Origin of the sequence: Micromonospora saelicesensis (assembly GCF_900091575.1) — a bacterium.
Lineage (GTDB): Bacteria > Actinomycetota > Actinomycetes > Mycobacteriales > Micromonosporaceae > Micromonospora > Micromonospora saelicesensis.
Genome location: NZ_FMCR01000002.1, coordinates 293,889 through 319,956 on the forward strand (window position 1 = coordinate 293,889; position 26,068 = coordinate 319,956).

Below are 26,068 nucleotides of genomic sequence, written 5' to 3' on the forward strand. Positions count from 1 at the left end.
CTACTTCCTCTTGTTCCAGTTGTCCCAGCCGGGTCGACTCATGACGTGACCCGCGGATTACGAGTCAGACCAGTGCCGTCAGCCGCGCGACCAGGTCCGTCGGTGGCGGCATCTCGGCGATCTCGAGGCTGACCTGCGCGGCAGCGGTCCGCAGGCGCTCGTCGGTGAGCAGCTGGGTCAGTGCCCGCGCGGTGATGTCCCGGGGGCGCAACGCCAGGCCGGCGCCCCGGCGGGCCACCAGTTCGGCGTTGTGGCGCCGGTCCCCCGGACCCGTAGTGGCCAGCTGGGGCAGGCCGGCGGCGAGAGCGCCGAGGGCACTGCCCGCCCCACCGTGGTGCACCAGCGCCGCGCTCGCCGGCAACGCCTCGTCGAGCGGGATCCAGTCGACCACCCGCACGTTGCCGGGCACCGAGCGGGCCGACCGTTCGTCGGGGCGGACCAGCACGATCTCGGCGTCCACCTCGGCTGCGGCGGCAACCACGGCGGGCATCGGCCCGCGGTCGCCGGGGCCGGTGAGGGTGCTGCGGGTGACCAGGATCCGGGGGCGCTCACCCGGCTCGCGCAGCCAGGCCGGCAGTTTCCCGCCGCCGACATAGGACGTGTAGCGCATCGGCCAGCCGCCCTGGGTGGCAACGCTGGGTGGGGCCACGGCGAGGGCGGCGGCCGGCGCGGGCAGCTCGGTGAGGCCGTGGCGGCGCAGCGCCGCGCCGAGTCGGGCGACGGTGGCGCGGACCAGGTCCCGGCCGTCGAAGAGGGCGTTCTCCTGGCGTACGGCCGGCACGTCGAGCCGCGCGGCGGCCACCGCACCGGCGACCGCGAACGGCTCGTACAGCACCAGATCCGGCCGCCACCGGGTGGCCAGCGCGACCACCGGGTCGACGAGCTGGTCGTTGAGCGCGCCGAACAGCAGGCCGGCGCCCCGGGTGCCGGCGGTGCCGGCCATTTCCGCCCGCGCGATCAGCGGATGGCGGGGAAAGACCCGCAGCGCGATCCGGCCGAACTCGAAGCCCGGCGCGATGTCGTGCACCGGCAGACCGGCGTCGGCGGCGGCCAGAGCTCCGCCGCCGGTGGCCACCAGCACGTCGTGGCCGGCGTCGCGGAGGGCGACCGCGAGCGGCACCAGCGGGAAGACGTGCCCGACGAGCGGGGCGGAGACCACCAGCACGCGCATGGGCAGAATCCTATGTCGACGGCGACATCGAGGCAGGCCGCTGGTCGACGATGCGGCGCATCTTGCCCATCGACCGTTCCACGGTGTCGGGGGCGAGGACGTCGACCGCCACGCTCACGCCGATGGTGTTCTTCACCAGCTGAACCAGCGTGTCGCCGGCCCGCTCGGCGGCGTCCACGTCGACGTCGGCTCGCCGCTCCACCCGCACCGTGAGGGTGTCCAGCCGGCCGTGCCGATCGAGGACGCACTGGAAGTGCGGCGAGAGCTGCGGGGTGCGCAGGATCAGCTCCTCGATCTGGGTGGGGAAGATGTTCACCCCGCGCAGGATCATCATGTCGTCGCTGCGGCCGGTGATCTTCTCGATCCGGCGCATCGGGCGGGCGGTCCCGGGCAGCAGCCGGGTCAGGTCTCGGGTGCGGTAGCGCACGACCGGCATCGCCTCCTTGGTCAGGGAGGTCAACACCAGCTCACCCCGCTCGCCGTCGGGCAGCACGGCCCCGGTGACCGGGTCGATGATCTCCGGGTAGAAGTGGTCCTCCCAGAGGTGCAGCCCGTCCTTGGTCTCGACGCACTCGGTCGCCACGCCGGGGCCCATCACCTCGGAGAGCCCGTAGATGTCGACGGCGTGGATGTCCAGCTGCTGCTCGATCTCGCGGCGCATGTCCTCGGTCCACGGCTCGGCGCCGAAGATGCCCACCTGCAGTGAGGTGGCCCGTGGGTCGATGCCCTGGCGGCGCATCTCGTCGACGATGGCCAGCAGGTAGCTGGGCGTGACCATGATGACCTCGGGTTCGAAGTCGCGGATCAGCATGACCTGACGCTCGGTCATGCCCCCGGAGACCGGGATGACCGTGCAGCCCAGCTCCTCGGCGCCGTAGTGCGCGCCCAGGCCTCCGGTGAAGAGCCCGTAGCCGTACGCGACGTGCACCCGGTCGCCGGGGCGTCCGCCGGAGGCGCGGATCGAGCGGGCCATCAGCCGCGCCCAGGTGCGCAGGTCGTCGCGGGTGTAGCCGACAACGGTCGGCCTACCGGTGGTGCCGGAGGAGGCGTGCAGGCGGGCGACCCGCTCCCGGGGTACGGCGAACATGCCGAACGGGTAGTTCTCCCGCAGCTCCGCCTTGCCGGTGAACGGGAAGCGCGCCAGGTCGTCGAGATCCCGGCAGTCGTCGGGGTGCACCCCGGCCGCGTCGAACGCCCGTCGGTAGTGCGGCACGTTGTCGTACGCGTGCCGCAACGACCAGCGCAGTCGGTCGCGTTGCAGGGCGCGCAGCTCGTCGATGCCGGCGCGCTCGATCGGCTCCAGCTCCTCCGGACGAGGGGTGCGGTCCTGCATCGGCTGCCTCCTTGGCGCGGCGGTCCCGGTGGGGCTGCGGGTACCGTACGCCCGCTGCCGCCCGGGCCGGCGGGCGGTCAGCGGGTGGCCGGCAGCCGGTGCAGGGCGTCGACCAGCGGCGCCAGCTCGGGGGTGGCCTCCGCCTGGGCGAGCGCGTCGGTGAGCACCCGGTCGTGGGTCGGTCGGGTCTGGGCGAGCAGCTCGGAGCCGGCCGGGGTCAGCTCGGTGTAGATGCCGCGCCGGTCGTCGGCGCAGAGGATGCGGGTGAGCAGCCCCCGCTGTTCGAGGCGGGTGACCAGCCGGGTGGTGGCGCTGCCGGACAGCGCGGCGGCGCGGGCGAGCTGGCTCATCCGCATGTGCCAGCCGTCCTGCCGGGAGAGCGCGTCGAGCACCGTGTATTCGACGACGGAGAGGTCGTGGCCGGCCTGTAGGGCCCGCTCCAGGGACGTCTCGATCAGCCCGTGCAGGGCGGCGAGGGTGCGCCAGCCCTGCGCGCGGATCTCGACCGCGTCGTCGGCGATGCCCATGCCGGCCTCCTCGGTGTGATCTGAACGGACCCCAGGCTACCACGCTTGCGCCGATATAAAGCGCGTGCAAGTATTTCGTTGCCGGCGCGCGTAGTTGCACGCGCCGCATATCTGCCCTCTCCCGATGGGAAGACCATGTCCGTACGCCCAAAGTCCCTGCCGCCCGGCCTGATCGCGCTGGCCATCGGCGCCTTCGGCATCGGGCTCACCGAGTTCGTGATCATGGGGCTGCTGCCCGAGGTGGCCGCCGACTTCGCGGTCACCGAGCCGGTGGCCGGCTGGTTGATCTCCGGCTACGCGCTCAGCGTGGCCGTCGGCGGGGTCGCCCTCACCGCAGCGGTCACCCGCCTGCCGCGCAAACCCGTGCTGCTCGGCCTGATGGTGCTCTTCATCATCGGCAACCTGCTGTCCGCCGTCGCCGGCGACTACGCCGTGATGATGGCCGGTCGGATCGTCGCCGCGCTCTGCCACGGCGCGTTCTTCGGCATCGGCGCCGTGGTCGCCGCCGGTCTGGTCGCACCGGCCCGCCGGGCGGGCGCCATCGCCATGATGTTCGCCGGCCTGACCATCGCCAACGTGCTCGGCGTGCCGTTCGGCACCTTCCTCGGGCAGCACTTCGGCTGGCGGTCGACATTCTGGGCGATCACCGCCATCGGGGTGGTCGCCCTGATCGGGCTGGCCCTGCTCATCCCGGCGGGCGCCACCGCCAACGCCGACCGCCCGGCCGGCGGGCTGCGCGGCGAGTTGCGGGCCTTCACCCACCCGCAGGTCTGGCTCTCCCTGGTGATCACCGTCCTGGGCTTCGGTGGGATGTTCGGCGCGTTCACCTACATCGCCTACACGCTCACCGAGGTCAGCGGCTTCGCCACCAGCACCGTGCCGTGGCTGCTCGTCCTCTTCGGCGTGGGGCTCTTCGCGGGCAACCTGCTCGGCGGCCGGGCGGCGGACAGGTCACTGTCGCGCACGCTGGTCACCGTCCTGGCGGTGCTCACCGTGGTGCTCGTCGGCTTCGCGCTGACCGCCACGAACCCGGTGCTGACCATCGTCGCGCTGGTGCTGATGGGCGGGTTCGGCTTCGCCACCGTGCCGCCGCTGCAAATGCGGATCATGCGGTACGCCCACCAGGCGCCGACCCTGGCGTCCGGGGCGAACATCGCCGCGTTCAACCTCGGCAACGCATTGGGCGCGTGGATCGGCGGGGTGACCATCGCCGCCGGACTCGGCTACACCTCGCCGATCTGGGCCGGGGCCGCACTCACCCTCATCGGTCTGGGCGTACTCCTCGGCGCGCTGCGGCTGGCCCGCCCCGACGAGCCGGCCCGGGCCGACGCGAGCCTGGTGGACGCCCCGGTCTGACGTCGCCGGAAGGAGGACGCCGGGCCGGGCGGATGCCCGACCCGGCGTCGCTCTGATCATCGCCCTGCCATCGTCTCGCAATTGCAAAAGATGTGCAACATGGTCTCGACAACGTGCTCGTGCCGTAACTAGCCTGATCGTCATGAGTCCTTACATTGTGGATCCCTGGGCTTGGCAGGAGAGCTGGGACCGTCAGCAGGAGGCCTACCTCCCGGACCGGGAACACCGGTTCACCGCCATGCTCGACACCGTCGACGCGGTCCTCGACGGCCGGCCACCGCGGGTGCTCGACCTGGCCGGCGGCACCGGCAGCATCTCGCTGCGGACGCTGGCGCGTTTCCCCGCCGCGGAGCCGACCCTGGTCGACCTCGACCCGGCGCTGCTCGCCATCGCCGCCGCCTCGCTGGCCGGCCGGGCCACCATCGTCACGGCCGACCTCGGCACCCCCGAGTGGCGTTCCACGCTCCCCCACCAGGAGTACGACGCCGTGCTCACCGCCACCGCCCTGCACTGGCTGCCGGCCGACCGGCTCGGGCAGCTCTACGCCGAACTGCGTGACGTGCTCCGACCGGGCGGCGTCTTCGTCAACGCCGACCACATGCCCGACGACACCCTGCCGGAGCTGACCAAGCGGCTGATGGACCGGGCCCGGGACCGGCGCAACGCCCGGTACGCCGCCGGCTCGACGCTCTCCTGGTCGGACTGGTGGGAGCGGGCCGGCGCCGATCCGGCGCTCGCCCCGCTGGTCGCCCAGCGACACGAGATCTACCCGACCGGACACAGCCCCGAGTGGAACCCGCCGGTCTCCTGGCACCTGGCCGCGCTCACCGCGGCGGGCTTCAGCGAGGTCGGCACGGTCTGGCGAGGTGGCCCGGACGCCGTTGTCGCGGCAGTCCGCTGACGCCGCCCTCGCCAGCAGTGCGCTGACGCCGACGTCGCCGCACTACGCTCAGGAGCCGTGCCAGAGCCGTTCGAGCCGCGTACCGACCCCGACGTCGACCTGCGCGTCCCCGCCGACCGCCGCGAGCTGACCGCGCGCCCCGCGACGGTCCTCGCCGCGATCGCGGCCGGCGGGGTGCTCGGCGCGCTGGCCCGGGCCGGCCTGCAACACGCCGTTCCGCATCCGCCGACAGGCTTCCCGTGGGCCACGTTCACCATCAACACGTCCGGCTGCCTGCTGATCGGCGTGCTGATGGCGGTGCTCGGGCACCTCGACGGTGGCCCCCCGCTGGCTCGCCCGTTCCTCGGGGTCGGGGTGCTCGGCGGGTTCACCACCTTCTCCACCTACGCGGTCGACGTCCAGCAGGCGATCGTCGTGGGCGCACCGGGCACCGCGCTGGCGTATCTCGCCGCGACGGTGGTCGGGGCACTCGTCGCGGTCGCCGTGGGCGACGCCGTCACCGCCGGGCTGCTGCGTCGGGCGACCCGATGACCGTACTGCTCATCGCCCTGGGCGCGGCCGTCGGCGCGCCGCTGCGCTACCTCACCGACCGGGCCGTGCAGTCCCGGCACGGCTCGGTGTTCCCCTGGGGAACACTGCTCGTCAACGTGGCCGGGTCGTTGCTGCTCGGCGTCCTGGTCGGGTGGCCGGCCGGCCCGGCGGTCAGCGCGTTGCTCGGCACCGGATTCTGCGGCGCGCTGACCACCTACTCCACCTTCAGCTACGAGACGCTACGGCTGGCCACTGGCGGTCATCGACTCCTCGCGCTGGCCAACGCGCTCGGCAGCGTGGCCGCCGGGCTCGCCGCGGCCACCGCCGGCTACGCCCTGGCCCGGGCCCTGATCGGCTGACCGCGCACCAGCCGCGCCGCGTCCGTCTCCATCCCCCGCAACGCCTGGACCAGGCGTTCCCCACGAACACACCGAGGGTATATACGCGAGGTATACCCTCGGTGTAGTCTCCTGGCATGAGCGTGCCACTGACCCTCCTCGGACTCCTCGAACGCGAGCCCAGCCACGGCTACGACCTGAAGCGCGACTACGACGCCTTCTTCGGCCGGGGCAAGCCACTGCCGTTCGGCCAGGTCTACTCCACCCTCAGCCGACTGGCCCGCGACGGCAAGGTGGTGATCAGCGATGTCGCGCCGGGCTCCGGCCCCGACCGCAAGCGCTACATCATCACCGACGTCGGCGCGACCGAGGTCGAGCAGTGGCTGACCCAACCGGTCGACCCGGAACCACACCTGCAGACGGTGCTCTTCGCCAAGGTCGTGCTCGCGCTGATGCTGGACCGCCCGGCCGCCGAATACCTCGACACGCAGCGCAGCGCGCACCTGCACCGGATGCGTGAGCTGACCGAGATCAAGCGCGCCGGCAGCCTGGTCGACGCGCTGCTCGCCGACCACGGCCTCTACCACCTGGAGGCGGACCTCCGATGGATCGAGATGACCGGCGCCCGACTGGACGCCCTACGGAAAGAGGTGCGGCCGTGAGCGTCGTGATCGAAGCGCGCGACGTCGAGTTCTCCTTCGGTCAGACCCCCGCCCTGCGCGGTGCCAGCGTCGCCGTGGAGGCGGGCGAGATCCTCGCCGTCATGGGCCCCAGCGGCTCGGGCAAGTCCACCCTGTTGCACTGCCTGGCCGGCATCCTGGTGCCTGACTCCGGCGAGATCCTCTTCGACGGGGCCCGGGTGCACGCCATGGCCGAGACCGAACGCAGCAGCCTGCGCCGGGACCGGTTCGGTTTCGTGTTCCAGTTCGGTCAACTCGTCCCCGAGCTGACCGCTGTGGAGAACGTCGCGCTGCCGCTGCTGCTCAGCGGCGTACACCGCAAGCAGGCGCTCCCCCGGGCGGGAGCCTGGTTCGCGCGCCTCGGGCTGGACGGCCTGGAGCAGCGGCGCTCGGGTGAGCTCTCCGGCGGGCAGGCGCAACGGGTGGCCCTGGCTCGTGGCCTGGTCGCCGAGCCGCAGGTGCTCTTCGCCGACGAGCCGACCGGCGCGCTCGACTCGCTCACCGGCGAGCAGGTGATGGACCTGCTGGTTGGCGCCGCCCGCGAGCAGGGCACCACCGTCATCCTGGTGACCCACGAGCCGAGGATCGCGGCGTACGCCGACCGCGAGGTCATGGTCCGCGACGGGCGCGTGAACGCGCCGGACCGGATCGCCTCATGATCCGCTTCGGGCTCCGCCTCGCCGTGGCCGGTGGCCGTGAGGCGCTCACCCGGCTGGTCGTCATCGCCGCTGCCGTCGCGATCGGTAGCGGGCTGCTACTGACCACCCTCGCCGGGGTCAACGCGGTCAACTCCCAGCTCACCCGGTACGCGTCGATGTATCCCAACGCCTCGACCGGCGACGCCGACCCGCTGTGGTGGTCGACCCGGCAGGACTACTTCCACGGTGAGCAGATCATTCGGATCGATGTCGCCGCGACCGGTTCGACCGCGCCCACCCCGGTCGGTATCCCGACCACCCCGGGTCCCGGCGAGTACTACGCCTCGCCCGCGTTTCGAGAACTGCTGGCCACTCACCCGGCCGACCAACTGGGCGACCGCTACCCCGGACGTGACCTCGGCACCGTTGGCCCGGCCGCGCTGACCTCGCCGGACACCCTGCTGGTCATCGCCGGCGGCGCCCCCGACCAGGTCGCCAAGCTACCCGCTGCGAAGCAGGTCACCAGCGTCGGCGATACCCCCGCCCTCCCCGAGACCACTGTGAACCTGATCCTGGGCGTGGTCGCCGGCGGGCTGCTCTTCCCGGTGCTGATCTTCATCGGCACCGCCACCCGGCTCAGCGCCGCCCGTCGGGAGCAACGCTTCGCCGCGATGCGCCTGGTCGGCGCGACCCCCCGGCAGATCGCGATGGTCGCCGCCGTGGAGGCGGCCGCCGCCGCCGTCGCCGGAACCGCCGTCGGCTTCGGCCTGTTCTACGCCTTCCGCGATCCGCTCGCGGGCATCCCGTTCACTGGCATGCCGTTCTTCCCCAGCGACATGTCGCTAGGCGTGCTGAACGTCCTGCTGGTCGCGCTCGGCGTGCCAGCCGGCGCGGCGGTGGCGACACAGGTCTCGCTACGCCGGGTACGGATCTCGCCGCTGGGCGTCACCCGGCGGGTCACCCCCCGGGCGCCGCGCGCGTACCGGCTGATCCCGGCCCTGCTCGGTGTCGCCGTGCTGGTCTTCGCCATCGGCTTCAAACCGGAAACGTCCGACGGCCAGACTGCGGTGTTCCTGCCCGGTCTGCTGCTCATCATGGCCGGTCTGGTCTTCGCCGGCCCGTGGTTGACGATGGTCGGTGCCCGGGTGATGGCCCGGTACGCCAACCGCCCGGCCACGCTCATCGCCGCGCGACGCCTCGCCGACAATCCGAAGGCCGGCTTCCGGGCGATCAGCGGCATCATGCTCGCGCTCTTCGTCACGAGCGTGGCCGTCGGCGTCATCACCACGATCGTCGCCAACCGCGGCCCGGCACCGGTCGGTTCGACCGATGCCGGCACGGTGAACACCGTCTTCGACGAGAAGGTGCCGTCGGTGCCCGACGCGCTCTTCGCCGATCTGCGGGCGATCACCGGGGTGCGCTCCGCGACCGCCATCCGCGAGAACCCGGTGGTGACCGACTCCGGCGAGGTCGGGGTGATCGCGTGCACCGACCTGCCGAGCGCGTACGGCCGGTGCGCCGACGGCGCGAGCGTCATCGAGGTGCCGATGGGCCTCAGCCGCTGGCGGGAATCGGCATCGCCCGCGACGGTCTGGCCCGCCGCGTCGCTCACCCTCGACGAACTCCAGCGGCTACCCGTGGTGTCGATGGTCGTCGGCACCGACGGCTCCGCCGCCGCCATCGAGCGCACCCGCACCGTGCTGGAGGTCGCCTTCCCGACCTTCTGGGTGGGGCCGAACGTGCCCGGCGACTTCGAGTCGGACTTCGCCGACACGCTGCGCGGCTGGGAACAACTGGCCAACGTCATCATCATCGCCAGCCTCGCGCTCGGCGGGTGCAGCCTCGCGGTCAGCGTCATCGGCGGTCTCACCGAACGCCGACGCCCGTTCAGCCTGCTGCGCCTCAGCGGCGCTCCGGTGCGGGTCCTGCGTCGGGTGGTGGCGCTGGAGAGCGCCGTGCCGATGCTCGCCGTCGCGGCCGTCGCCATCGGCATGGGCCTCCTCGCCGCCCACCTGTTCCTACGGGCGCAGATGGGCTACACGCTGATCGCGCCGGAGCCACGCTTCTACGTGATCGTCGTGGTCGGGTTGGCAGCCTGCCTGGGCGTCATCGCCTCCACCCTGCCGTTGCTGGAACGCATCACCGGGCCGGAGACCGCCCGCAGCGAGTAGTCGTCAGGCCGTCGGCCCGGTGGTGGTGAGGGCGACCACCGGGCCGAGGACGAAGACAGCGGGCGGACCGACGCCCTCCCGGGCGGCGACCGCGCCGATCTCGTCCAGTCGGGCGGGTACCGATCGCTGGTCGGGCAGCCCGGCGTCCTGCACGGCGAGCACCGGGGTCTCCGGGGCGCGACCGTGCTCGATCAGCACGCTTGCGATCTTGCCGATGGTGTCGACGGCCATCAGCAGCACGACGGTGCCCCGGGCCCGGGCCAGCGCCGCCCAGTCGACGAGCGAGTCGGGGTGCCCCGGCGGCAGGTGCCCCGATACGACTGTGACGTCGTGCGCCACGCCCCGGTGCGTCACCGGCACGCCGGCGAGGGCCGGTGCGGCGAGCGCGCTGCTCACCCCGGGCACCACGGTCACCGGGACGCCGGCCGCCGCGCAGGCCTGCACCTCCTCGTGGCCGCGCCCGAAGACGTACGGGTCGCCACCCTTGAGCCGGACCACCCGGCGACCGGCGCGGGCGTGCGACACCAGTGCCTCGTTGATCGCCTCCTGGGCCATCGACGGGCCACGGGGCACCTTCGCGGCGTCGACCACCAGCACGTCGGGGCGCAGCCCGGCGAGCAACCCCTGCGGGGCGAGTCGGTCGACCACCACGACGTCCGCCGCGTCGAGCAGAGCCTTCCCGCGTACCGTGATCAGGTCGTCGGGCCCCGGCCCGCCGCCGACCACGGCGACCGAGCCGTGGTCGTGCCCGTGATCGTGGTGGTCGTGCCCGTGGTGGTGATGGTGGCCGACCGGGTCGTCGGGGTGGTCGTGCGGGCGTTGCGGGCGACCCACCTTGTCCGCGAAGCCGGGCATCAACACCCGGTACGCGCAGGTGTCGCAGTTCATCCGGATGTCCCCGCCCAGCGCCTCGGCGTACCGCTCCAGGACGAGGTCGGCGAGGGCGTCACAGTCGCCGATCACCTCGGCGACCCGGACGTCCAGGTCGGGGTGGGCGGCGGCGAACTCGGCCGACTGGGCGACGATCCGGTCCGGCAGCACCCCGGCGAACAGGAAGTACGGCGCCACCACGATCCGCCGCGCGCCGAGGCGGCGCAGGCGCTCCAGCACGGCCGGCACCGACGGAGACGCCAGGGAGATGAACCCCGGCTCCACGCCCGCATAGCCGCGTCCCTCCCAGAGCAGCCGGGCGACCTTGGCTACCTCGGCGTTGGCGTCCGGGTCGGTGGACCCCCGCCCGATCAACGCCACCCATGTGCCGGCCTGGTCGGCACCAGCCGGCTCCGTGCCGGCCTGGTCGGCCCCGGCCAGTGCGGCGTCGATGCGCTGTTCGAGGGCTTCGTGCAGCAGCGGGTGGGGGCCGAGCGGGCGGCCGTAGCGGTAGCTCAGCCCAGGGTGGCGCTGCTGCTCCCGGGCCATCGCGGCGGGGATGTCGCCCTTGCCGTGACCGGCGCCGGTGAGCACCAGCGGCAGCGCCACCAGCGCCCGGTGCCCCCGGGCGACGAGCGCGCCGACCGCGTCGGTCAGCGGTGGGCGGGCCAGCTCGATGAAGCCGCCCTCGACGTCGCCGATGTCGCCGCGACCGCGGACCCGCTCGACGAGAGCGGCGAACTGCTCGACCCCGGCCGCGCTGCGCGTACCGTGCCCGACGATGACCAACCCGGTCATGACTTCTCCTCGACGTAGAGCAGGGCGTTGAGGGCGGCGGCGGCGACCGCCGAGCCACCCTTCTCCCCCACGTTGGACACGGCGGGCAGGCCGCTGGCCCGCAGCGCCGCCTTCGACTCGGCGGCGCCCACGAAGCCGACCGGCAGGCCGACGACGAGCGCCGGTGCGGCGTCCAGGCTGAGCAGTTCGACGAGCGCGGTGGGCGCGCAGCCGACCACCCAGACCGCTCCGGTCCCGACCCGTTCCACTGCGATCCGGACGGCCGCCGCCGAGCGGGTGATCCCGGCCGAGCGGCCCAGCGCGGCGGCGGCCGGCTCGGCGACCGGGCAGACCAGTTCCAGGCCGGCCCGGGTGATGCCGGCGGCGACCATCGCCACGTCGGTGACCACTGGCGCACCGGCGCGCAGCGCCGCCAGCCCCGATTCCAGGGCGGCCTCGTCGCAGACCAACTCGTCGACGTACGCGAGGTCGGCGCTGGCGTGCACCACCCGCTCGGTCACCGCGCGGCTCAGCGGCGGCAGGTGCGACAGGTCGACGCGCTCGCGCAGGATGCGGTACGACTCGGCCTCGATGGGGTGCACCACCCGGCTCATCGGGCTCCTTTACAGGGGTCGGGCTCGACGACGCGGATCGCGTCGACCGGGCAGATCTCCAGGCACTCCAGGCAGCCGGTGCACCGGTCGGCGCGGACCGTGAGGCCACCGGCGACCGGTCGGATCGCGTGCGTGGGGCAGGTGAGCAGGCAGGCGCCGCAGCCCTGGCAGGCGTCGATGGTCACGAACGCCACCGGTACCCCCGGGGTGTGACCATCCGGCCGGCGACCAACCGGGTGTCGCTGCTGCCCACGACCACGACGCTGTACATGTCGACGATGGCCGGGTCGAGCGTGGCCAGTGTGGCGAGGTGCACCCGTTCGCCGGGGCGGCTGGCGTTGCGCACCACGCCCACCGGGGTGTCCGGCGACCGGTGCGTGGCGAGGATGCCGAGCGCCTTGCCGAGCTGCCAGTCGCGGGCCCGGCTGCGTGGGTTGTAGAAGAGGGTCACGAAGTCACCCTCGGCGGCGGCGGTCACCCGCCGCTCGATGACGTCCCACGGGGTGTGCAGATCGGACAGGCTCAGGTAGGCGTGGTCGTGGCCGAGCGGCGCGCCGAGCAGCGCCCCGGCAGCGAGGGCGGCGGTGACGCCGGGCACGCCCACCACGTCGATGCGCTCGTCGGCGTACTCCAGGGCGGGGCTGGCCATCGCGTACACCCCGGCGTCGCCGGAGCCGATCAGCGCGACCGCCCGGCCGGCGGCGGCCTCGGCGACGGCGGCGCGCGCCCGCGCCTCCTCCGCGCCCAGGCCGCTGGAGAGCACCCGGGTGCCGGGGCGGAGCACGTCGCGGACCTGCTCCAGGTACTGGTCGAGGCCCACCACCACGGCGGCGCGACGTAGCTCGGCGACCGCGCGGGGGGTGCGCAGGTCGGCGGCGCCCGGCCCTAGGCCGACGACGGCCAGCCGGCCGCGCGGCGCGTGCCGGGCCACCGCCACGGTGGCCATCGCCGTCGCGGTCTTCCCCACCAGCAGCGTCGCGTCGTCGGCCCGGCCGTCCGGGCCGAGCAGGGCCGCGGCCTCCGCCACGCTCGGCGTGCCGACCGCGGCGCGGACCACCTCGCTGGGGTGCGGCACGTCGACCGCTGCCAGCCGCGTCGCCGGCCAGGTCACCAGGGGTACGCCGAGCGCGTCGACGGTGCTGCGGATGCCCGCCTCGTCGGCCTTGATGTCGGCGGTGGCCAGGCAGCGCAGGCTCGCCGGGTCGAGGCCGGCCTCGGCCAGCACCCGGTGCAGCAGCTCCGCCACCTCGGCGGCGGGTACGCCGCGACTCGCGCCCACGCCGACCACCAGCGACGGCGGCCGCAGCACGGCGGTCCGCTCGTCGGGCGGCACCACCCGGTCGGTGACCAGCAGCCGGTACCCGTCGTCCGTCGAGTCCTCGTCGGCGGCGCGCACGTTCGGGGGCAGGGCGGGCAGCGGCCAGTCGGCGTCGGCGATCAGCCGGACCGGCTCGCCGTCCAGGATGGCCCGGGACACCGCGGCGACCGCGCCCTGGACGGGCCAGCCGAGGGTGTCCAGCCCCGGCAGGTCGACCGCGTCGGTGGCGGTGGTGATCACCGGTCGGGCGTCCAGCAGGGCGGCGACCTGTTCGGCGAGCGCGTTGCCCCCGCCGGCGTGCCCACCGAGCAGCGCCACGGCGTGCCGGGCCGCCTCGTCGACGACCACCACCGCCGGGTCGGTGCGCTTGTCGTCGAGCAGCGGCGCGACGATCCGCACCACCGCCCCGGTGGCCAGGAACGCGATGACCGCGTCACAGCCGGCCCAGGCGGTCCGCAGCGCGTCGGCGACGGTCTGCGCCTCGACCAGCCGGGCGTGCGGCCAGGCGGCGGTCAGGGTGTCGGCGTGCCGGCGGCCGGCGGCGGTGGCCGCCACCAGGCCGATCCGGGCGGGCGGGTTCTGGTCGGTCACGGGCGCTCCCCGGTGAGGACGACCACCGGGTTGGTGGCCGCGAGGCGGATCGACCCGCCGGGCAGGTCGGCGAGGCGGGCGGCGGAGAGTTGGCTGCCTTCGACCGTGTAGCCGGCGGCGCGCAGCAGACCGACGGCCGGTGCGACCCGGTCCAGTGCGGCCAGGGTGAGCACCACCCGCTCGGGTCGGCGGGCCACCACGGCGGTGAGGACGTCGACGCCGCCGCCGCCGACGAAGACCGCGTCGGGTTCGGGGAGGTCGGCCAGCGCCGCCGGGGCACGTCCGGCAACCAGCCGGACGTGCACGGCGTGCGCGGCGGCATTGGCCTGGATGGTGGCAACGGCCTCGGGGTCCTGTTCGACGGCGACCACGGCCGCGCCGAGCAGCGCGCACTCGATGCCGACCGAGCCGCTGCCCGCCCCGATGTCCCAGATCAGCCGGCCCAGTCGGGGGCGCAGCCGGGCGACGACGAGGGCGCGCACCTCTGACTTCGTGATCATGGAGTCGCGGTGGGCGTAGCGGGCCTCCGACAGCGCCCAGCCTCCGGCCGGCGCGGCGGCGGGCTGGTTGTCGGCGCGCATCCCGCCGGCCGCGCCCCTCTCGAGAACGGCGTCGGCGGGCGCAGCGTCGGCGTGAGCGGACCCGGCCGGTACGGGGTCGGCAAGGCTGAGCAGGACGTGCGGGTCGGCCCAGGTCTCGGCGGCGGCCTGTTCCGGGGTCACCGCGCGGATCCGTTCGGCGGCGGTGCCCAGGTGCTCGGCGACCAGCAGGCGGCGGGACCAGCCGATCAGGCCGGCGCCCAGCTCGGCCGCGCCGGCGCCGGGCGCGGTGAGCACCGCGACCAGTGGCAGCGCCCGGCAGGCGTTCACTGCGGCTCGGGGGTCGCGCCCGTGCGCGGTGACCACGGCGGCGCCGTCCCAGGGCAGCCCGGCGCGGGCGAACGCGGCGGCCACACTGGACACCGCCGGCACCACCCGCAGCGGAAGCCCGGCAGCGCGCAGCCGTCGGACGATGCCGAACAGGCCGGGATCGCCGCTGGCCAGCACCACGGCCGGCACCCCGGCGTCGACCGCCTCGGCGAGGCGGCGCAGGGCGGGGGCGAGCGGCCCGAGGGTGACGGTGTCCGCGCCGGCCGGTACGGGCACCGCGGCCAGGTGCCGGGCGGCCCCGACAACCAGCCCGGCGGTGGCCAGCACCGGTGCGAGTGCGGGGTGCGGCGGTGCGCCCGCCGCGTCCAGGCCGACCACTGTCACGGCGGTCACCGGGGCCGCAGGCGTCACCGAGGCCGTCCGCGTCATCGGGGCCACCGGCCGGACGAGGCGACGACGTGCGCTCCGGCGAAGTCGACCATCGCCACGTCCACGGTGACCGTCGGCCCGGCGAAGCGCCGCAGCACCTGGCGGACCCGCTGGCAGAGCAGGTCGCCGGCCGGGGCGAGCAGCCCGGCGGCCTCCCACAGCTCGTACGCGTGCCGCCCGGTGTTCGCCTCGGTCACGGCGGCCACGAGCGACGGGTCGCCGCCGGCCTCGGCGGTCACCGCGCCGAGCAGGGAGAGGTCCACCTTGGAGCGGGTGTAGTGGGTCATCAGGATGCCGGCCGCGAGTTTGGCGAGCTTGCCGGCCATGCCGACGAAGACCACCCCGGTCATCGCGTCACCCACGGCGGCGGTCACCGCAGCCCCGGTGAAGTCGCCGACCTCGACGAAGCAGACCTCTGGCAGGTCGGGCAGGAGCGCGCGGGCGGCCCGCTCGGTACGCCCTCCGGTGCAGAGCACGACTGTCGGCTCGCCCTGGGCGGCCATCACGTGCACGGCCTGCACGACGCTGGCGCGCCACGACGCGGTGGAGAAGGGACGGACGATCCCGGTGGTGCCGAGGATCGAGATGCCGCCGAGGATGCCCAGCCGACGGTTGGTGGTCTTGCGGGCCATGATCTCGCCCCGGGGCACGCTGATCACCACCCGGACCCCGACCTCGCTGAGGTCGACCACCTCGGCCACCGCCTCGCCGATCATCCGGCGGGGGGTGTCGTTGATCGCCGGGCCGCCGACCGCGAGCCCGAGGCCGGGTTTGGTGACGGTGCCGACGCCGGCACCACCGGCCAGCCGCAGGCCGGGCACGTCGGTCCAGTTCACGGTGGCGGTCAACTCGGCGCCGTGGGTGACGTCCGGGTCGTCCCCGGCGTCCTTGACCACCACCGCCTCGGCCCGGACCGGTGGGGTGCCGGTCACCTCGCAGCGCTCCACTCCGAAGCGCACCCGACGTCCGGCGGGCAGCCCGATCTCCACCTCCTGCTGGGTGGTGCCGGTGACCAGCGCGGTGACAGCGGCCTTCGCCGCCGCCGTCGCGCACGTGCCGGTGGTCCAGCCGGTGCGCAGCGCGGTGGGCCGGACCTTCGCGGTGCGCGGCAGGTCCGGCTCGCGCAGCGGCGGCTCGGCGTACGTCATGGTGTGTGCCCCGGTGTGGCTGTCCCCCCGGTGCGGGCGCCGGCCTGGCGGCGCAGCTCGGCGCGGGCGGCCGGCTCGGCCCTGCGGAAGGTGTGGAAGTGCCCGGGGTGGTAGAGGTGCGAGCGGGTGCCCTCGGCGGCGAGGGCCGGCCCGACCAGGAAGAGGGTGTGCTTCCACAGCTTGTGCTGTTTGACCGTCGCCTCCAGGGTGCCGACCGTGCAGCGCACCACCAGTTCGTCGGGCCAGGTCGCCTGGTACGCCACCACGGCCGGGGTGTCCTCCGGGTAGCCGCCGGCCAGCAGCTCGGCCTGCACCTGCCCGGAGCGGGCGGCGGAGAGGAACAGCGCCATGGTGGTGCCGTGCCGGGCGAAGTCGCGGACCCGTTCGCCGGGCGGCATCGGGGTCTTTCCGCCTTCGAGGCGGGTGAGGATGACCGACTGGGCCACCTCGGGCACTGTCAGCTCCCGTCCGACGATCGCCGCGACGGCGGTGAACGAGGACACCCCGGGCACGATCTCGACGGCCAGGTCGAGCGCCCGGCACACATCCAGTTGCTCCTGCACCGCGCCCCACAGCCCCGGGTCTCCGGAGTGGATCCGGGCCACGCTCAGCCCCTGCTCGGCGGCACGCTGGTAGAGCGGCAGCACCCCCTCGATGGGCAGCTGCGACGAGTCGACGATCTCCGCGCCGGGGCGGGCGTGGTCGAGCACGTCGGCGTGCACCAGGCTGGCCGCCCAGATGACGATGTCCGCCTCGGCGATGACCCGGGCGGCCCGCACTGTCAGCAGGTCCGCCGCCCCCGGGCCGGCTCCGACGAACCACACCTTGCCCTCGCTGGTCACAGCTTTCCTCCTCGGTGCTCGCGGCGGGCCGGAACCAGCAGCGTCGACAGGTAGGGCAGGTCGTGCTCGGTGTCGTCGACCGGCCCGATGCGTTCACCGGGGAGCCCCAGGCTGCGTCCGAGCACGGCGTCGGCGAGGCGGCCCTGCCGGCGCAGCTCGGCGAGCAGTTCCGGGTGCCGCCGCCAGCCCTTGTAGGCGACCACGGTGCCCGGCCCGGCGAGGGCGTCGGCGAAGAGCGCCAGGCCCGCGGTGGCCGGCAGCAGGGTGAGCGGTTCGCGTCCCTCGCAGAGCGGGGTGCCGCTGCGGGCCGCCAGCTCCTGCATGGCGGTGACGCCGGGCACTGTCGCCACCCGCACCGCCGGGCGCAGCGCGCGGACGCTCTGGGCCAGGTAACCGAAGGTGGAGTAGACGTTGGGGTCGCCGATGGTGGCGAACGCGAGGGACCGTGCGCCCGCGTCGATCGCCTCGACCACCACCCGGGCGGCGTCGTCCCAGGCGGCTGCCCGGCGCGCGGTGACCCCACCCCTGTCGTCCAGCGCCAACGGCAGCCGGAGCAGCCGGTCCGCCGTGACGTGGGAACGCACTGTCGCCTCGGCCCGCCCGGCGGCCGCACCCGGCGGCGTCGCACCGGCGGTCGCGGTGGGCGCGACCCGGTCCGCCATCACGGGTACGAAGACCAGGTCGGCCTCGCGCAGCAACCGCACCGCCTTGACGGTGAGCAGTTCCGGGTCGCCCGGGCCGACGCCGACCCCGGTGAGCGTGGCGTCGGCGCTCATCGGCACGCCTCGACCAGTCGGCGGGCAGCGTCCGGGTGGCCGGCCCAGTGGGTGTGCAGGTAGGACGCGTGCACCCGGCCGGCGACGAAGCCGTGCTCGGTGTCGTTCCAGCGCCACGCCGGCGCGTCGCCGTGCCCCGGGTCGGTGGTGGTGCGGTGGAACTCGTGGCCGCGTACCGGCTCGCCGGCGCGCGCCACCGGGGAGTCGGTGACGGCGAGGGCCTCCCGGTAGCCGAGGGTGAGCCGGTCGGTCATCCGGGCGGTCAGGTCCAGTCGGCCGCACATCGGTACGCCGTCCAGGGACCGCCCGAGGTAGAGCAGCCCTGCGCACTCGGCCACGATCGGCCCGTCGAAGTCGGCCAGTTCGGCGCGGAGCCCGGTGTTGTCGGCCAGTGTCTGAGCGTACGCCTCGGGGAAGCCGCCGCCGATCACCACCGCCCGGGTGCCGGTGGGCAGCGCCGGGTCGCGCAACGGGTCGACGGTGACGACGTCCGCGCCGGCCGCGGTGAGCAGTTCGGCGGTCTCCGCGTACGAGAAGGTGAAGGCCGGACCACCGGCGAGGGCGATCCGTGGGCGCTCGACGCCGGCCGGTCCGCCGACGGCGGCGACCGGATCCCACGCCGGGGTGGTCAGCGGCGGGGCGGTCCGGGCCAGGTCGAGAACAGCATCGAGGTCCACTGTGGCCTCGACCAGCTCGGCGAGCGCGGTGACGATCGCGACGGATTCGGGTGCCCGCTCGGCGACCGGCACCAGTCCGAGGTGCCGGGCCGGCGCGGCCACCTCCGCGGCGCGGGTGACCGCCCCGAGCACCGGTACGCCCACCTCGGCGAGGGCGTCGCGCAGCAGCGTCTCGTGCCGGGGTGAGCCGACCCGGTTGAGGATCACCCCGCCGATCCGTACCGCCGGATCGAACGCGGCCATGCCGAGGGTGAGCGCGGCGGCCGACCGGCCCTGCGCGGTGGTGTCCAGCACCAGCAGCACGGGTGCCTCGATCAGCCGGGCGACGTGCGCGGTGGAGGCGTAGTCGCGGCGGCCCACCGCGCCGTCGTGCAGGCCCATGACGCCCTCGACCACGGCGATGTCGGCGGGCGTGGGGACGCTCGCGCCGTGTCGCAGCAGGGGGGCGATGCGGTCGGCCCCGACCAGGAACGGGTCGAGGTTGCGCCCGGGCCGCCCGGCGGCGAGGGCGTGGTAGCCGGGGTCGATGTAGTCGGGGCCGACCTTGTGTGGGCTGACCGTCAGGCCCCGTCGCCGCAGCGCGGCGAGCAGCCCGGTGGCCACCGTGGTCTTGCCGTGGCCGCTGGCCGGGGCGGCGACCACCACCCGGGGCAACGACTGGTGCGCGCTCACCATTCGATGCCCTTCTGGCCCTTCTGGCCGGCGTCCATCGGGTGCTTGACCTTGGTCAGCTCGGCGACCAGGTCGGCGGCGGCGACCAGGCGCGGGTCGGCGTCCCGACCGGTGATCACGACGTGTTGGAAGCCGGGGCGGTCGGCCAGGGTGGCGACCACCTCGTCGACGTCCACCCAGCCCCACTTCATCGGGTAGGTGAACTCGTCCAGCACGTACAGCCCGTAGCGCTCGGTGGCCAGGTCACGCTGGATCTGCCGCCAGCCCTCCAGGGCGTCGGCGGCGTGGTCGGCGTCGCCGCCGCGCTGGATCCAGGACCAGCCCTCGCCCATCTTGTGCCAGGCCACCGGCGCGCCCTGGCCGGTGCGCTCGTGCACCTCGCCGAGCGCACGGAAGGCGTTCTCCTCCCCGACCCGCCACTTGGCGCTCTTGACGAACTGGAACACCCCGACCGGCAGACCGGCCGTCCAGGCCCGCAGGGCCAACCCGAAGGCCGCCGTCGACTTCCCCTTCATCTGTCCGGTGTGGACGATCAGCAGTGGCCGGTGCCGCCGCTGCCGGGTCGTCAACCCGTCAGCGGGCACGTTGCTCGGCTGTCCCTGCGGCATCAGGCAACGCTCCTGTCGGGCGTGAGGGTGGTGCCGGTCGAGATCTTGGAAGGAAGCCGCCCTTCCAGGGGCCGTTTCGTTCCAAGATCTCCTCGGGCGGGGGCGGGGGCGGGGGCTTGGGTTAGGTCTTCTAGTTGGTGACGGGGGGCTTTTAGCTGGGTGGCCAGGCGGTTCGCCAGGTGCAGGCGGACCGGGCCGGATTCGCAGTCGACGACCACGCAGGCGGCGCCGGTGGCGGCCAGGACCTTCGCGGCTGCTGCCGCCCGGTCTAGCGGGCGGGTGCCCGCCGTGGCTCTCCCGTCGGTGACGACGAGAACCAGTGGGCGACGCTTCGGGTCGCGCAGGCGCTCCACCCGCAACAGCTCCGCGGCGGCGAGCAGCCCCTCGGCCAGCGGCGTGCGCCCGCCCGTGGGCAGCTCGGCCAGCCGGGTCGAGGCGGCCAGCACCGACGACGTCGCCGGCAGCAGGGTCCGGGCGCCGGCACCCCGGAACGCGATCACCGCGACCTTGTCCCGCCGCTGGTACGCGTCGGTGAGCAGGGCGAGCACCGCGTCCTTCACTGTGGTCATCCGCTGCCGGGCGCCCATCGAGCCGCTCGCGTCCACCACGAACAGCACCAGGTTGCCCTCGCGTCCCTCACGAACCGCCTCGCGCAGGTCGTCCCGGCGCAGACGCAGTGGACCGGTGAGTCGGCCCCGGGCCGCCTGATGCGGCGCGGCGGCGCGGATCGTGGCCGGCAGGTGCAGCGCGCTCACCCGACCCGCCGGCACCCGGGCGCCGGTGGTGCGGCCCCGTCCGGTGCGGGCCCGCGACCGTCGGCCGGGCACCCCGTCACCCAGGCCGGGCGCGGTGAGCACCCGCGCCTTCAGTCCACCCCGGGGTACGACCACCGGCTGGGACTCCCCGCCGCCGGTCGGGTCGTCGGCACCGGTCGCCGACTGCCGGCCACCGCGCGGGCGCGAGTTCTGGCCGTCGCCGCCCCGGTCGCCCTGCTGGCGCTGCGGCCAGCCGTCGTCGTCGCCCCGGTCGCCCGGCTGGCGCTGCGGCCAGGCGTCGGTGCCGTCCGGGCCGTCGGTGCGCCCGTCGGGGCCAGCGCCGTCACGCGCCGCCGAGTGTCCGGTCGTCCCGGGTTCACAGTGGTCGCCGCCGTCGCCGCCCTGTGGGCCGCCGCCACTCGGGCCGCCCTCGTTTGGTCCACCCCCGTTCGGGCCGCCGCCACCGGCCGGGCCACCGCTCTGCGGGCCGCCGTCCGGTCCGCGGTCGTCCGGTCCGCGGTCGTCCGGGCCGCGGTCGTCCGGGCCGCGGTCGTCCGGGCCGGCGTCGTCCGGGCCGGCGTCGTCCGGGTCGTCGGGGTGGGCGTCCTGGGCGCGCTGCAACGCCTCGTCGAGGCGCTTCTCGTCCAGCCCGGGGGTGTCGAACGGGTCGCGGCGGCGGCGGTGTGGCAGGGCCAGCCGGGCGGCCACCCGGACGTCGTCGATGGTGACCCGGTCCCGGGCGTGCCAGGCGGCGTGGGCGAGGGCGGTCCGGGCGGTGACGATGTCGGCCCGCATCCCGTCCACGTCGAACGCCGCACACACCTCGGCGATCTGCCGCAACGCGGCGTCCGGCAGTCGTACCCCGGGAAGTCGGCGGCGGGCGGCGGCCACCTGGCCGGCGATCTCCGCGTCGGCGTCGGCCCAGCGGGCGGCGAAGCCGACCGGGTCCGCGTCGGCGGCCAGCCGGCGGCGGACCACCTCGACCCGGATCTCCGGGTCCCGGCTGGCGCCCACCTCCACGGTGAGCCCAAACCGGTCGAGCAGCTGCGGGCGCAGCTCCCCCTCCTCCGGGTTCATCGTGCCGACCAGCAGGAACCGGGCCGCGTGGCTGACCGAGACGCCCTCCCGCTCGACGTGGCTGCGGCCCATCGCCGCCGCGTCGAGCAGCAGGTCGACGAGGTGGTCGTGCAGCAGGTTGACCTCGTCGACGTAGAGCACACCCCGGTGCGCGGCGGCGAGCAGGCCCGGCTCGAAGGCGCGTACCCCCTCGCCGATCGCCTTCTCCAGATCCAGTGCGCCGACCACCCGGTCCTCGGCGGCGCCCACCGGCAGCTCGACGAGGCGGGCCGGACGAGTCTCGGCGGCGGCGTCGGCCGGGTGCGGGCCGTCCGGGCAGGCCGGGTCGGGCTCGGCCGGGTCGCAGCCGAACCGGCAGCCGGCCACCCGGCGCACCGGGGGCAGCAGTGCGGCGAGAGCCCGCACGGCGGTGGACTTGGCGGTCCCCTTCTCACCCCGGACCAGCACCCCGCCGATCGCCGGGGAGACCGCGTTGAGCAGCAACGCCAGCCGCATGTCGGCCATGCCGAGCACCGCGCTGAACGGGTAGGTCGTGATCGCGGTCATGCCCGGTCCTCCAGGTCGCCCTCGCTGGCCAGGTACGTGTCGCGCAGCCGGTCGAGGGTGGCCGGCTCCGGCTTGGCCCACAGCCCCCGGTCGGCGGCCTCCAACAGCCGCTCGGTGATGCCGCGCAACGCCCACGGGTTGGACTGCTCCAGGAACTCCCGGGTGGTCTCGTCGAAGAGGTACGCGGCGGCCAGGTGCTCGTACATCCAGTCGTCGACCACGCCGGCGGTGGCGTCGTAGCCGAACAGGTAGTCCACTGTGGCCGCCAGCTCGAACGCGCCCTTGTAGCCGTGCCGGCGCATCGCGGCGATCCACTTCGGGTTGACCACCCGGGCGCGGAACACCCGCCGGGTCTCCTCGCCCAGCGTGCGGGTGCGCACGTCGTGCGGCATCGCCGAGTCACCCACGTACGCCTGCGGTGACGTGCCGGTGAGGTGGCGGACCATCGCCACCATCCCGCCGTGGTACTGGAAGTAGTCGTCGGAGTCGACGATGTCGTGCTCACGGGTGTCCTGGTTCTTCACCGCCACCGCGATCCGGGCGAACGAGCGCTCCATGTCGGCGCGCGCCTCCCGCCCGTCCAGGCCCCGGCCGTACGCGTAGCCGCCCCACACCGCGTACACCTCGGCCAGGTCGGCGTCGCTGCGCCAGGTCCGGGCGTCGATCAGGGGCAGCAGCCCAGCGCCGTACGCGCCGGGCTTGGAGCCGAAGATCCGGGCGGTGGCCCGCCGTTCGTCGCCGTGCTCGGCGAGGTCGGCGGCGACGTGCGCCCGCAGGTAGTTCTCCTCGTCCGGCTCGTCCAGGGCGGCGACCCGCCGGACGGCGTCGTCGAGCAGCGCCACCACGTGCGGGAACGCGTCGCGGAAGAACCCGGAGATGCGCACCGTGACGTCGACGCGCGGGCGGCCCAGCTCCGCGGTCGGCACCACCTCGACTCCGGTGACCCGCCGGGATCTGTCGTCCCAGACCGGCCGGCAGCCCAGCAGCGCGAGCACCTCGGCGATGTCGTCACCCTGGGTCCGCATCGCGCTGGTGCCCCACACTGTCAAGCCCACCGAGCGGGGGTACGCCCCGGTGTCGGCGAGGTGCCGGGCCAGCAGCGAGTCGGCGAGGGCCACCCCGACGTCCCAGGCGTTGCGGCTGGGGATGGCCTTCGGGTCGACGGAGTAGAAGTTGCGGCCGGTGGGCAGCACGTTGACCAGGCCCCGGGTGGGTGAGCCGGACGGGCCGGCCGGCACGAACCTGCCGTCCAACGCCCCGAGGGTGTTTGTCAGCTCGTCGGTGGTCCGGTCCAGTCGGGGCACCAGCTCGGTGGCGGCGAAGTGCAGCACCGCGGCGACGTCCGGGATCGACCGACCGGTCACCTCCCTCACCACGGCGTCAACAGTGTCCACGGCCCAGTCCAGGGTCTCCATGCCCACGACCAGCCGCCGCGCGAGGGCCTCGATGAGGTCGATCGCGTCGGCAGCGGTGCCGGCCGGCCCGTCCACCACCTCGGTCAGCGCCGCAGGCAGCGCCAGTCGCTGTCCCGGCGACGCGAGCAGCTCCTGCTCGTCGAGGGAGTACGCGACGGCGAGAGCCTGTCGCAGGCCGGGCAGGGCCCGGGCGCCGCCCCAGATCTGCGGTGCGCGCAGCACCGCGAGGACCAGGTTGACCCGGGGCTCGCCGGTGGGCGCGTCGGCGAGGATGTGCAGCCCGTCGCGGATCTGCACGTCCTTGACCTCGCACAGGTACCCGTCGAGGTGCAGCACGAAGTCGTCGAAGTCGTCCGCGTCGGGCATCGCCTCGGCGTGCAGGTCGTGGTGCAGCTCGGCGGCGCGCACCAGGTCCCAGATCTGGGCCCGCACGGTGGGCACCTTGGCCGGGTCGAGGGCCTGCACTGTCGCGTACTCGTCGAGCAGTTGTTCCAGTTTGGCCAGGTCGCCGTAGGTTTCGGCGCGGGCCATCGGCGGAACCAGGTGGTCGACGACCACGGCGTGCGCCCGCCGCTTGGCCTGGGTGCCCTCGCCGGGGTCGTTGACGATGAACGGGTACACCAGCGGCAGGTCGCCGAGGACCGCGTCGGGCGCGCAGTCGGCGGCCAGGCCGAGGCCCTTGCCGGGAAGCCACTCCAGGGTGCCGTGCTTACCCAGGTGCACCACGGCGTCCGCGCCGAAGCCGCCGTCCGCGACCGACGCGGTCAACCAGCGGTACGCGGCCAGGTAGTGGTGGCTGGGCGGCAGGTCCGGGTCGTGGTAGATGGCGATCGGGTTCTCCCCGAAGCCGCGGGGCGGCTGGATCAGCAGCACCACGTTGCCGAAGCGCAGCCCGGCGAGCACGATGTCGCCGCCCTCGGTGTACAGCTCGCCCGGCGGCTCACCCCAGTGCTCCCGCATCCGCCCGCGCAGCTCGGCCGGGACCTGGTCGAACCAGCGCCGGTACGTCGGCCCCGGTATCCGGGCCTCGGCGGCGGCCAACTGCTCCGGGGTGAGCCACTCCACGTCGTGACCGCCGGCGGCGATCAGCGCGTGGATCAGCGCGTCGCCGTCGTCGGGCGGTGGCGTGTCACCCAGGTCGTAGCCGGCCTCGGCCAGCGCGGCGAACAGCCGGACCGCCGAGGCCGGGGTGTCCAACCCGACGGCGTTGCCGACCCTGGAGTGCTTGGTGGGGTACGAGCTGAGCACCACGGCGACCCGCTTGTCGGCGTGCGGCACGTACCGCAGCCGGGCGTGGCGCACCGCGATCCCGGCGACCCGGGCGGCCCGCTCGGGATCGGCGGCGTAGACCGAGAGCCCGTCGGCGTCGATCTGCTTGAACGAGAACGGCACGGTGACGATCCGGCCGTCGAACTCGGGGATGGCCACCTGCATGGCGGCGTCCAGTGGGGACAGGCCGGCGTCGCTGTCGGCCCACTGCGCGCGGGTGCTGGTGAGGCAGAGCGCCTGGATGACCGGCACGTCCAGGGCGGCCAGGGCGCCGACGTCCCAGGCGTCCTCGTCGCCGCCACCGGAGGCGTCCGCGGCGACCGCACCGCCGGCCGCGAGCACAGTGACCAGCAGCGCGTCACAGCGGGCGAAGAGCCCGAGTGGGCCGGCGCCCGCGGTCAGCCCGCGCAGCGAGCCGCAGAAGATCGGCAGCGGGTTGCCGCCGGCTTCGTGGACCGCGTCCGCGAGCACGTCGACGAAGTCGGTGTTGCCGGCGAGGGCGTGCGCCCGGTAGAAGACGATCCCCACTGTGGGCCGGTCCGGTTCGGCGGGGTGTTCGCCGTGCACGCCGTACGCCGGGGTGGGCGCGGGTGCGGCGAACCCCTCGCCGGTGAGCAGCACCGTGTCGCAGAGGAACCGGGCCAACTCCCCGAGGTTGTCCGGGCCGCCTTCCACCAGGTACGCCAGCGCCTGGGTGACGACCCCGGACGGCACTGTGGAGATGGCCATCAGCTCCGCGTCGGGCAGCGCCTCGCCGCCGAGCACGACCGTCGGCACGCCGGTGGCGAGCACCGCGGCGAGGCCGTCCGGCCACGCCTGCCGCCCGCCGAGCAGGCGTACGACGACGAGGGCGACCCCGTCGAGCAGGGCGGGCACCTCCTCGGCGGCGACCCGGGAGGGGTTGGCCAACCGGTAGTCGGCACCGCTGGCGCGGGCGGCCAGCAGGTCGGTGTCGGCGGTGGACAGCAGCAGAATGCGCACGGCAGGCTCCGGAAAGTGACGCCCTGGGCCCTCACGGGGGCGACCGGGGCGATGCGGGTGGGTGCGGCGTCAGCCGGTACGACGGCCCGAGCGAACGGCGCACCAACGCATGGGTCGGGGCCGGTCAGCGCGAGCGATCAGCTCAGCGGTGCCGGTGGCCGGTGTCCTTGGAATGCACTGCCTGGAGC

The 26,068-nt window shown here is 74.5% G+C and carries 21 protein-coding genes and 1 pseudogene; 7 read left to right on the forward strand and 15 right to left on the reverse strand.

The window, feature by feature from the left end:
- Window positions 1-64: 64 nt before the first annotated feature.
- The 3 genes from GA0070561_RS09310 to GA0070561_RS09320 all read right to left on the reverse strand — a co-directional run bounded on the left by GA0070561_RS09310 (window position 65) and on the right by GA0070561_RS09320 (window position 3,031).
- On the reverse strand, window positions 65-1,171 hold the full coding sequence (locus tag GA0070561_RS09310) for a nucleotide disphospho-sugar-binding domain-containing protein (RefSeq protein ID WP_091398375.1): 1,107 nt from the start codon (window positions 1,169-1,171) through the stop codon (window positions 65-67).
- 10 nt (window positions 1,172-1,181) lie between these two features.
- A complete protein-coding gene (gene paaK / locus GA0070561_RS09315; RefSeq protein ID WP_091398378.1) occupies window positions 1,182-2,504 on the reverse strand; it encodes a phenylacetate--CoA ligase PaaK in 1,323 nt (440 codons plus the stop codon).
- 77 nt (window positions 2,505-2,581) lie between these two features.
- Window positions 2,582-3,031 carry a MarR family winged helix-turn-helix transcriptional regulator gene (locus tag GA0070561_RS09320; RefSeq protein WP_091398381.1) on the reverse strand — a complete coding sequence of 150 codons (450 nt, stop codon included), beginning with the start codon at window positions 3,029-3,031 and terminating at the stop codon, window positions 2,582-2,584.
- A gap of 135 nt (window positions 3,032-3,166) precedes the next feature.
- Between GA0070561_RS09320 and GA0070561_RS09325 the strand changes: the two genes are divergently transcribed.
- The 7 genes from GA0070561_RS09325 to GA0070561_RS09355 all read left to right on the forward strand — a co-directional run bounded on the left by GA0070561_RS09325 (window position 3,167) and on the right by GA0070561_RS09355 (window position 9,646).
- Entirely contained in the window at window positions 3,167-4,387 is a 1,221-nt protein-coding gene (locus tag GA0070561_RS09325; protein WP_244166130.1) for an MFS transporter, read from the forward strand.
- Window positions 4,388-4,529: 142 nt separating this feature from the next.
- The gene (locus tag GA0070561_RS09330; RefSeq protein ID WP_091398384.1) at window positions 4,530-5,288 is read left to right on the forward strand and encodes a class I SAM-dependent methyltransferase; all 759 of its coding nucleotides are present in this window, start codon (window positions 4,530-4,532) and stop codon (window positions 5,286-5,288) included.
- Between the two features lie 57 nt (window positions 5,289-5,345).
- Window positions 5,346-5,819 carry a fluoride efflux transporter FluC gene (locus GA0070561_RS09335; protein WP_091398387.1) on the forward strand — a complete coding sequence of 158 codons (474 nt, stop codon included), beginning with the start codon at window positions 5,346-5,348 and terminating at the stop codon, window positions 5,817-5,819.
- On the forward strand, window positions 5,816-6,178 hold the full coding sequence (crcB, locus tag GA0070561_RS09340; protein ID WP_091398389.1) for a fluoride efflux transporter CrcB: 363 nt from the start codon (window positions 5,816-5,818) through the stop codon (window positions 6,176-6,178). Before GA0070561_RS09335 ends, crcB begins: the two co-directional genes overlap by 4 nt.
- 116 nt (window positions 6,179-6,294) lie before the next feature.
- Window positions 6,295-6,819, forward strand: coding sequence for a PadR family transcriptional regulator (locus tag GA0070561_RS09345; RefSeq protein WP_091398392.1), 525 nt, complete (start codon window positions 6,295-6,297; stop codon window positions 6,817-6,819).
- Window positions 6,816-7,496: an ABC transporter ATP-binding protein gene (locus GA0070561_RS09350; RefSeq protein ID WP_091398396.1), complete on the forward strand. Its 681-nt coding sequence runs from the start codon at window positions 6,816-6,818 to the stop codon at window positions 7,494-7,496. Before GA0070561_RS09345 ends, GA0070561_RS09350 begins: the two co-directional genes overlap by 4 nt.
- Window positions 7,493-9,646 (forward strand): FtsX-like permease family protein, encoded by a 2,154-nt coding sequence (locus GA0070561_RS09355; protein ID WP_091398399.1) that lies wholly within the window; start codon window positions 7,493-7,495, stop codon window positions 9,644-9,646. The genes GA0070561_RS09350 and GA0070561_RS09355 overlap by 4 nt, the downstream gene beginning before the upstream one ends.
- 3 nt (window positions 9,647-9,649) lie before the next feature.
- Here the strand turns inward: GA0070561_RS09355 and cobA are convergent, their stop codons facing one another.
- From cobA to cobN, 12 genes and pseudogenes are all read right to left on the reverse strand, one after another.
- Window positions 9,650-11,314 carry a uroporphyrinogen-III C-methyltransferase gene (cobA, locus tag GA0070561_RS09360; RefSeq protein WP_091398403.1) on the reverse strand — a complete coding sequence of 555 codons (1,665 nt, stop codon included), beginning with the start codon at window positions 11,312-11,314 and terminating at the stop codon, window positions 9,650-9,652.
- Entirely contained in the window at window positions 11,311-11,907 is a 597-nt protein-coding gene (locus tag GA0070561_RS09365; RefSeq protein WP_091398407.1) for a precorrin-8X methylmutase, read from the reverse strand. The genes cobA and GA0070561_RS09365 overlap by 4 nt, the downstream gene beginning before the upstream one ends.
- Complete coding sequence (locus GA0070561_RS09370; protein ID WP_091398412.1) at window positions 11,904-12,101, reverse strand: DUF362 domain-containing protein; 198 nt, start codon at window positions 12,099-12,101, stop codon at window positions 11,904-11,906. Before GA0070561_RS09370 ends, GA0070561_RS09365 begins: the two co-directional genes overlap by 4 nt.
- Window positions 12,089-13,816: a precorrin-3B C(17)-methyltransferase gene (cobJ, locus tag GA0070561_RS09375; protein WP_091398415.1), complete on the reverse strand. Its 1,728-nt coding sequence runs from the start codon at window positions 13,814-13,816 to the stop codon at window positions 12,089-12,091. The genes GA0070561_RS09370 and cobJ overlap by 13 nt, the downstream gene beginning before the upstream one ends.
- Window positions 13,813-15,114, reverse strand: a complete 1,302-nt coding sequence (gene cbiE, locus GA0070561_RS09380) for a precorrin-6y C5,15-methyltransferase (decarboxylating) subunit CbiE (protein WP_091400094.1) — start codon at window positions 15,112-15,114, stop codon at window positions 13,813-13,815. Before cbiE ends, cobJ begins: the two co-directional genes overlap by 4 nt.
- Window positions 15,111-16,262 carry a cobalt-precorrin-5B (C(1))-methyltransferase gene (locus GA0070561_RS09385; protein ID WP_091398419.1) on the reverse strand — a complete coding sequence of 384 codons (1,152 nt, stop codon included), beginning with the start codon at window positions 16,260-16,262 and terminating at the stop codon, window positions 15,111-15,113. The genes cbiE and GA0070561_RS09385 overlap by 4 nt, the downstream gene beginning before the upstream one ends.
- A complete protein-coding gene (cobM, locus tag GA0070561_RS09390) occupies window positions 16,259-17,104 on the reverse strand; it encodes a precorrin-4 C(11)-methyltransferase (RefSeq protein ID WP_208603720.1) in 846 nt (281 codons plus the stop codon). Before cobM ends, GA0070561_RS09385 begins: the two co-directional genes overlap by 4 nt.
- A complete protein-coding gene (cobI, locus tag GA0070561_RS09395) occupies window positions 17,101-17,880 on the reverse strand; it encodes a precorrin-2 C(20)-methyltransferase (RefSeq protein WP_091400098.1) in 780 nt (259 codons plus the stop codon). Before cobI ends, cobM begins: the two co-directional genes overlap by 4 nt.
- Window positions 17,877-19,232, reverse strand: a complete 1,356-nt coding sequence (locus tag GA0070561_RS09400; protein WP_091398422.1) for a cobyrinic acid a,c-diamide synthase CobB — start codon at window positions 19,230-19,232, stop codon at window positions 17,877-17,879. The genes cobI and GA0070561_RS09400 overlap by 4 nt, the downstream gene beginning before the upstream one ends.
- A complete protein-coding gene (gene cobO, locus GA0070561_RS09405; protein WP_091398426.1) occupies window positions 19,226-19,837 on the reverse strand; it encodes a cob(I)yrinic acid a,c-diamide adenosyltransferase in 612 nt (203 codons plus the stop codon). Before cobO ends, GA0070561_RS09400 begins: the two co-directional genes overlap by 7 nt.
- A gap of 62 nt (window positions 19,838-19,899) precedes the next feature.
- Window positions 19,900-22,215, reverse strand: a pseudogene (locus GA0070561_RS09410) (magnesium chelatase subunit D family protein); the annotation flags it as partial.
- Complete coding sequence (gene cobN / locus GA0070561_RS09415) at window positions 22,212-25,880, reverse strand: cobaltochelatase subunit CobN (protein WP_091398429.1); 3,669 nt, start codon at window positions 25,878-25,880, stop codon at window positions 22,212-22,214. The gene cobN and the pseudogene GA0070561_RS09410, both read right to left, overlap by 4 nt.
- Window positions 25,881-26,068: the final 188 nt, after the last annotated feature.

What these genes read in the sequence shown, in the direction of transcription:
- cobI (WP_091400098.1), bottom strand. Translation starts at nt 17,880, where the DNA reads ATGAGCGCCGACGCCACGCTCACCGGGGTCGGCGTCGGCCCGGGCGAC.
- cobO (WP_091398426.1), bottom strand. Translation starts at nt 19,837, where the DNA reads ATGCCGCAGGGACAGCCGAGCAACGTGCCCGCTGACGGGTTGACGACC.
- GA0070561_RS09330 (WP_091398384.1), top strand. Translation starts at nt 4,530, where the DNA reads ATGAGTCCTTACATTGTGGATCCCTGGGCTTGGCAGGAGAGCTGGGAC.
- GA0070561_RS09345 (WP_091398392.1), top strand. Translation starts at nt 6,295, where the DNA reads ATGAGCGTGCCACTGACCCTCCTCGGACTCCTCGAACGCGAGCCCAGC.
- GA0070561_RS09385 (WP_091398419.1), bottom strand. Translation starts at nt 16,262, where the DNA reads ATGACGTACGCCGAGCCGCCGCTGCGCGAGCCGGACCTGCCGCGCACC.
- GA0070561_RS09355 (WP_091398399.1), top strand. Translation starts at nt 7,493, where the DNA reads ATGATCCGCTTCGGGCTCCGCCTCGCCGTGGCCGGTGGCCGTGAGGCG.
- crcB (WP_091398389.1), top strand. Translation starts at nt 5,816, where the DNA reads ATGACCGTACTGCTCATCGCCCTGGGCGCGGCCGTCGGCGCGCCGCTG.
- GA0070561_RS09365 (WP_091398407.1), bottom strand. Translation starts at nt 11,907, where the DNA reads ATGAGCCGGGTGGTGCACCCCATCGAGGCCGAGTCGTACCGCATCCTG.
- GA0070561_RS09400 (WP_091398422.1), bottom strand. Translation starts at nt 19,232, where the DNA reads ATGGTGAGCGCGCACCAGTCGTTGCCCCGGGTGGTGGTCGCCGCCCCG.
- GA0070561_RS09325 (WP_244166130.1), top strand. Translation starts at nt 3,167, where the DNA reads ATGTCCGTACGCCCAAAGTCCCTGCCGCCCGGCCTGATCGCGCTGGCC.
- cobA (WP_091398403.1), bottom strand. Translation starts at nt 11,314, where the DNA reads ATGACCGGGTTGGTCATCGTCGGGCACGGTACGCGCAGCGCGGCCGGG.
- paaK (WP_091398378.1), bottom strand. Translation starts at nt 2,504, where the DNA reads ATGCAGGACCGCACCCCTCGTCCGGAGGAGCTGGAGCCGATCGAGCGC.
- GA0070561_RS09310 (WP_091398375.1), bottom strand. Translation starts at nt 1,171, where the DNA reads ATGCGCGTGCTGGTGGTCTCCGCCCCGCTCGTCGGGCACGTCTTCCCG.
- GA0070561_RS09320 (WP_091398381.1), bottom strand. Translation starts at nt 3,031, where the DNA reads ATGGGCATCGCCGACGACGCGGTCGAGATCCGCGCGCAGGGCTGGCGC.
- cbiE (WP_091400094.1), bottom strand. Translation starts at nt 15,114, where the DNA reads ATGACGCGGACGGCCTCGGTGACGCCTGCGGCCCCGGTGACCGCCGTG.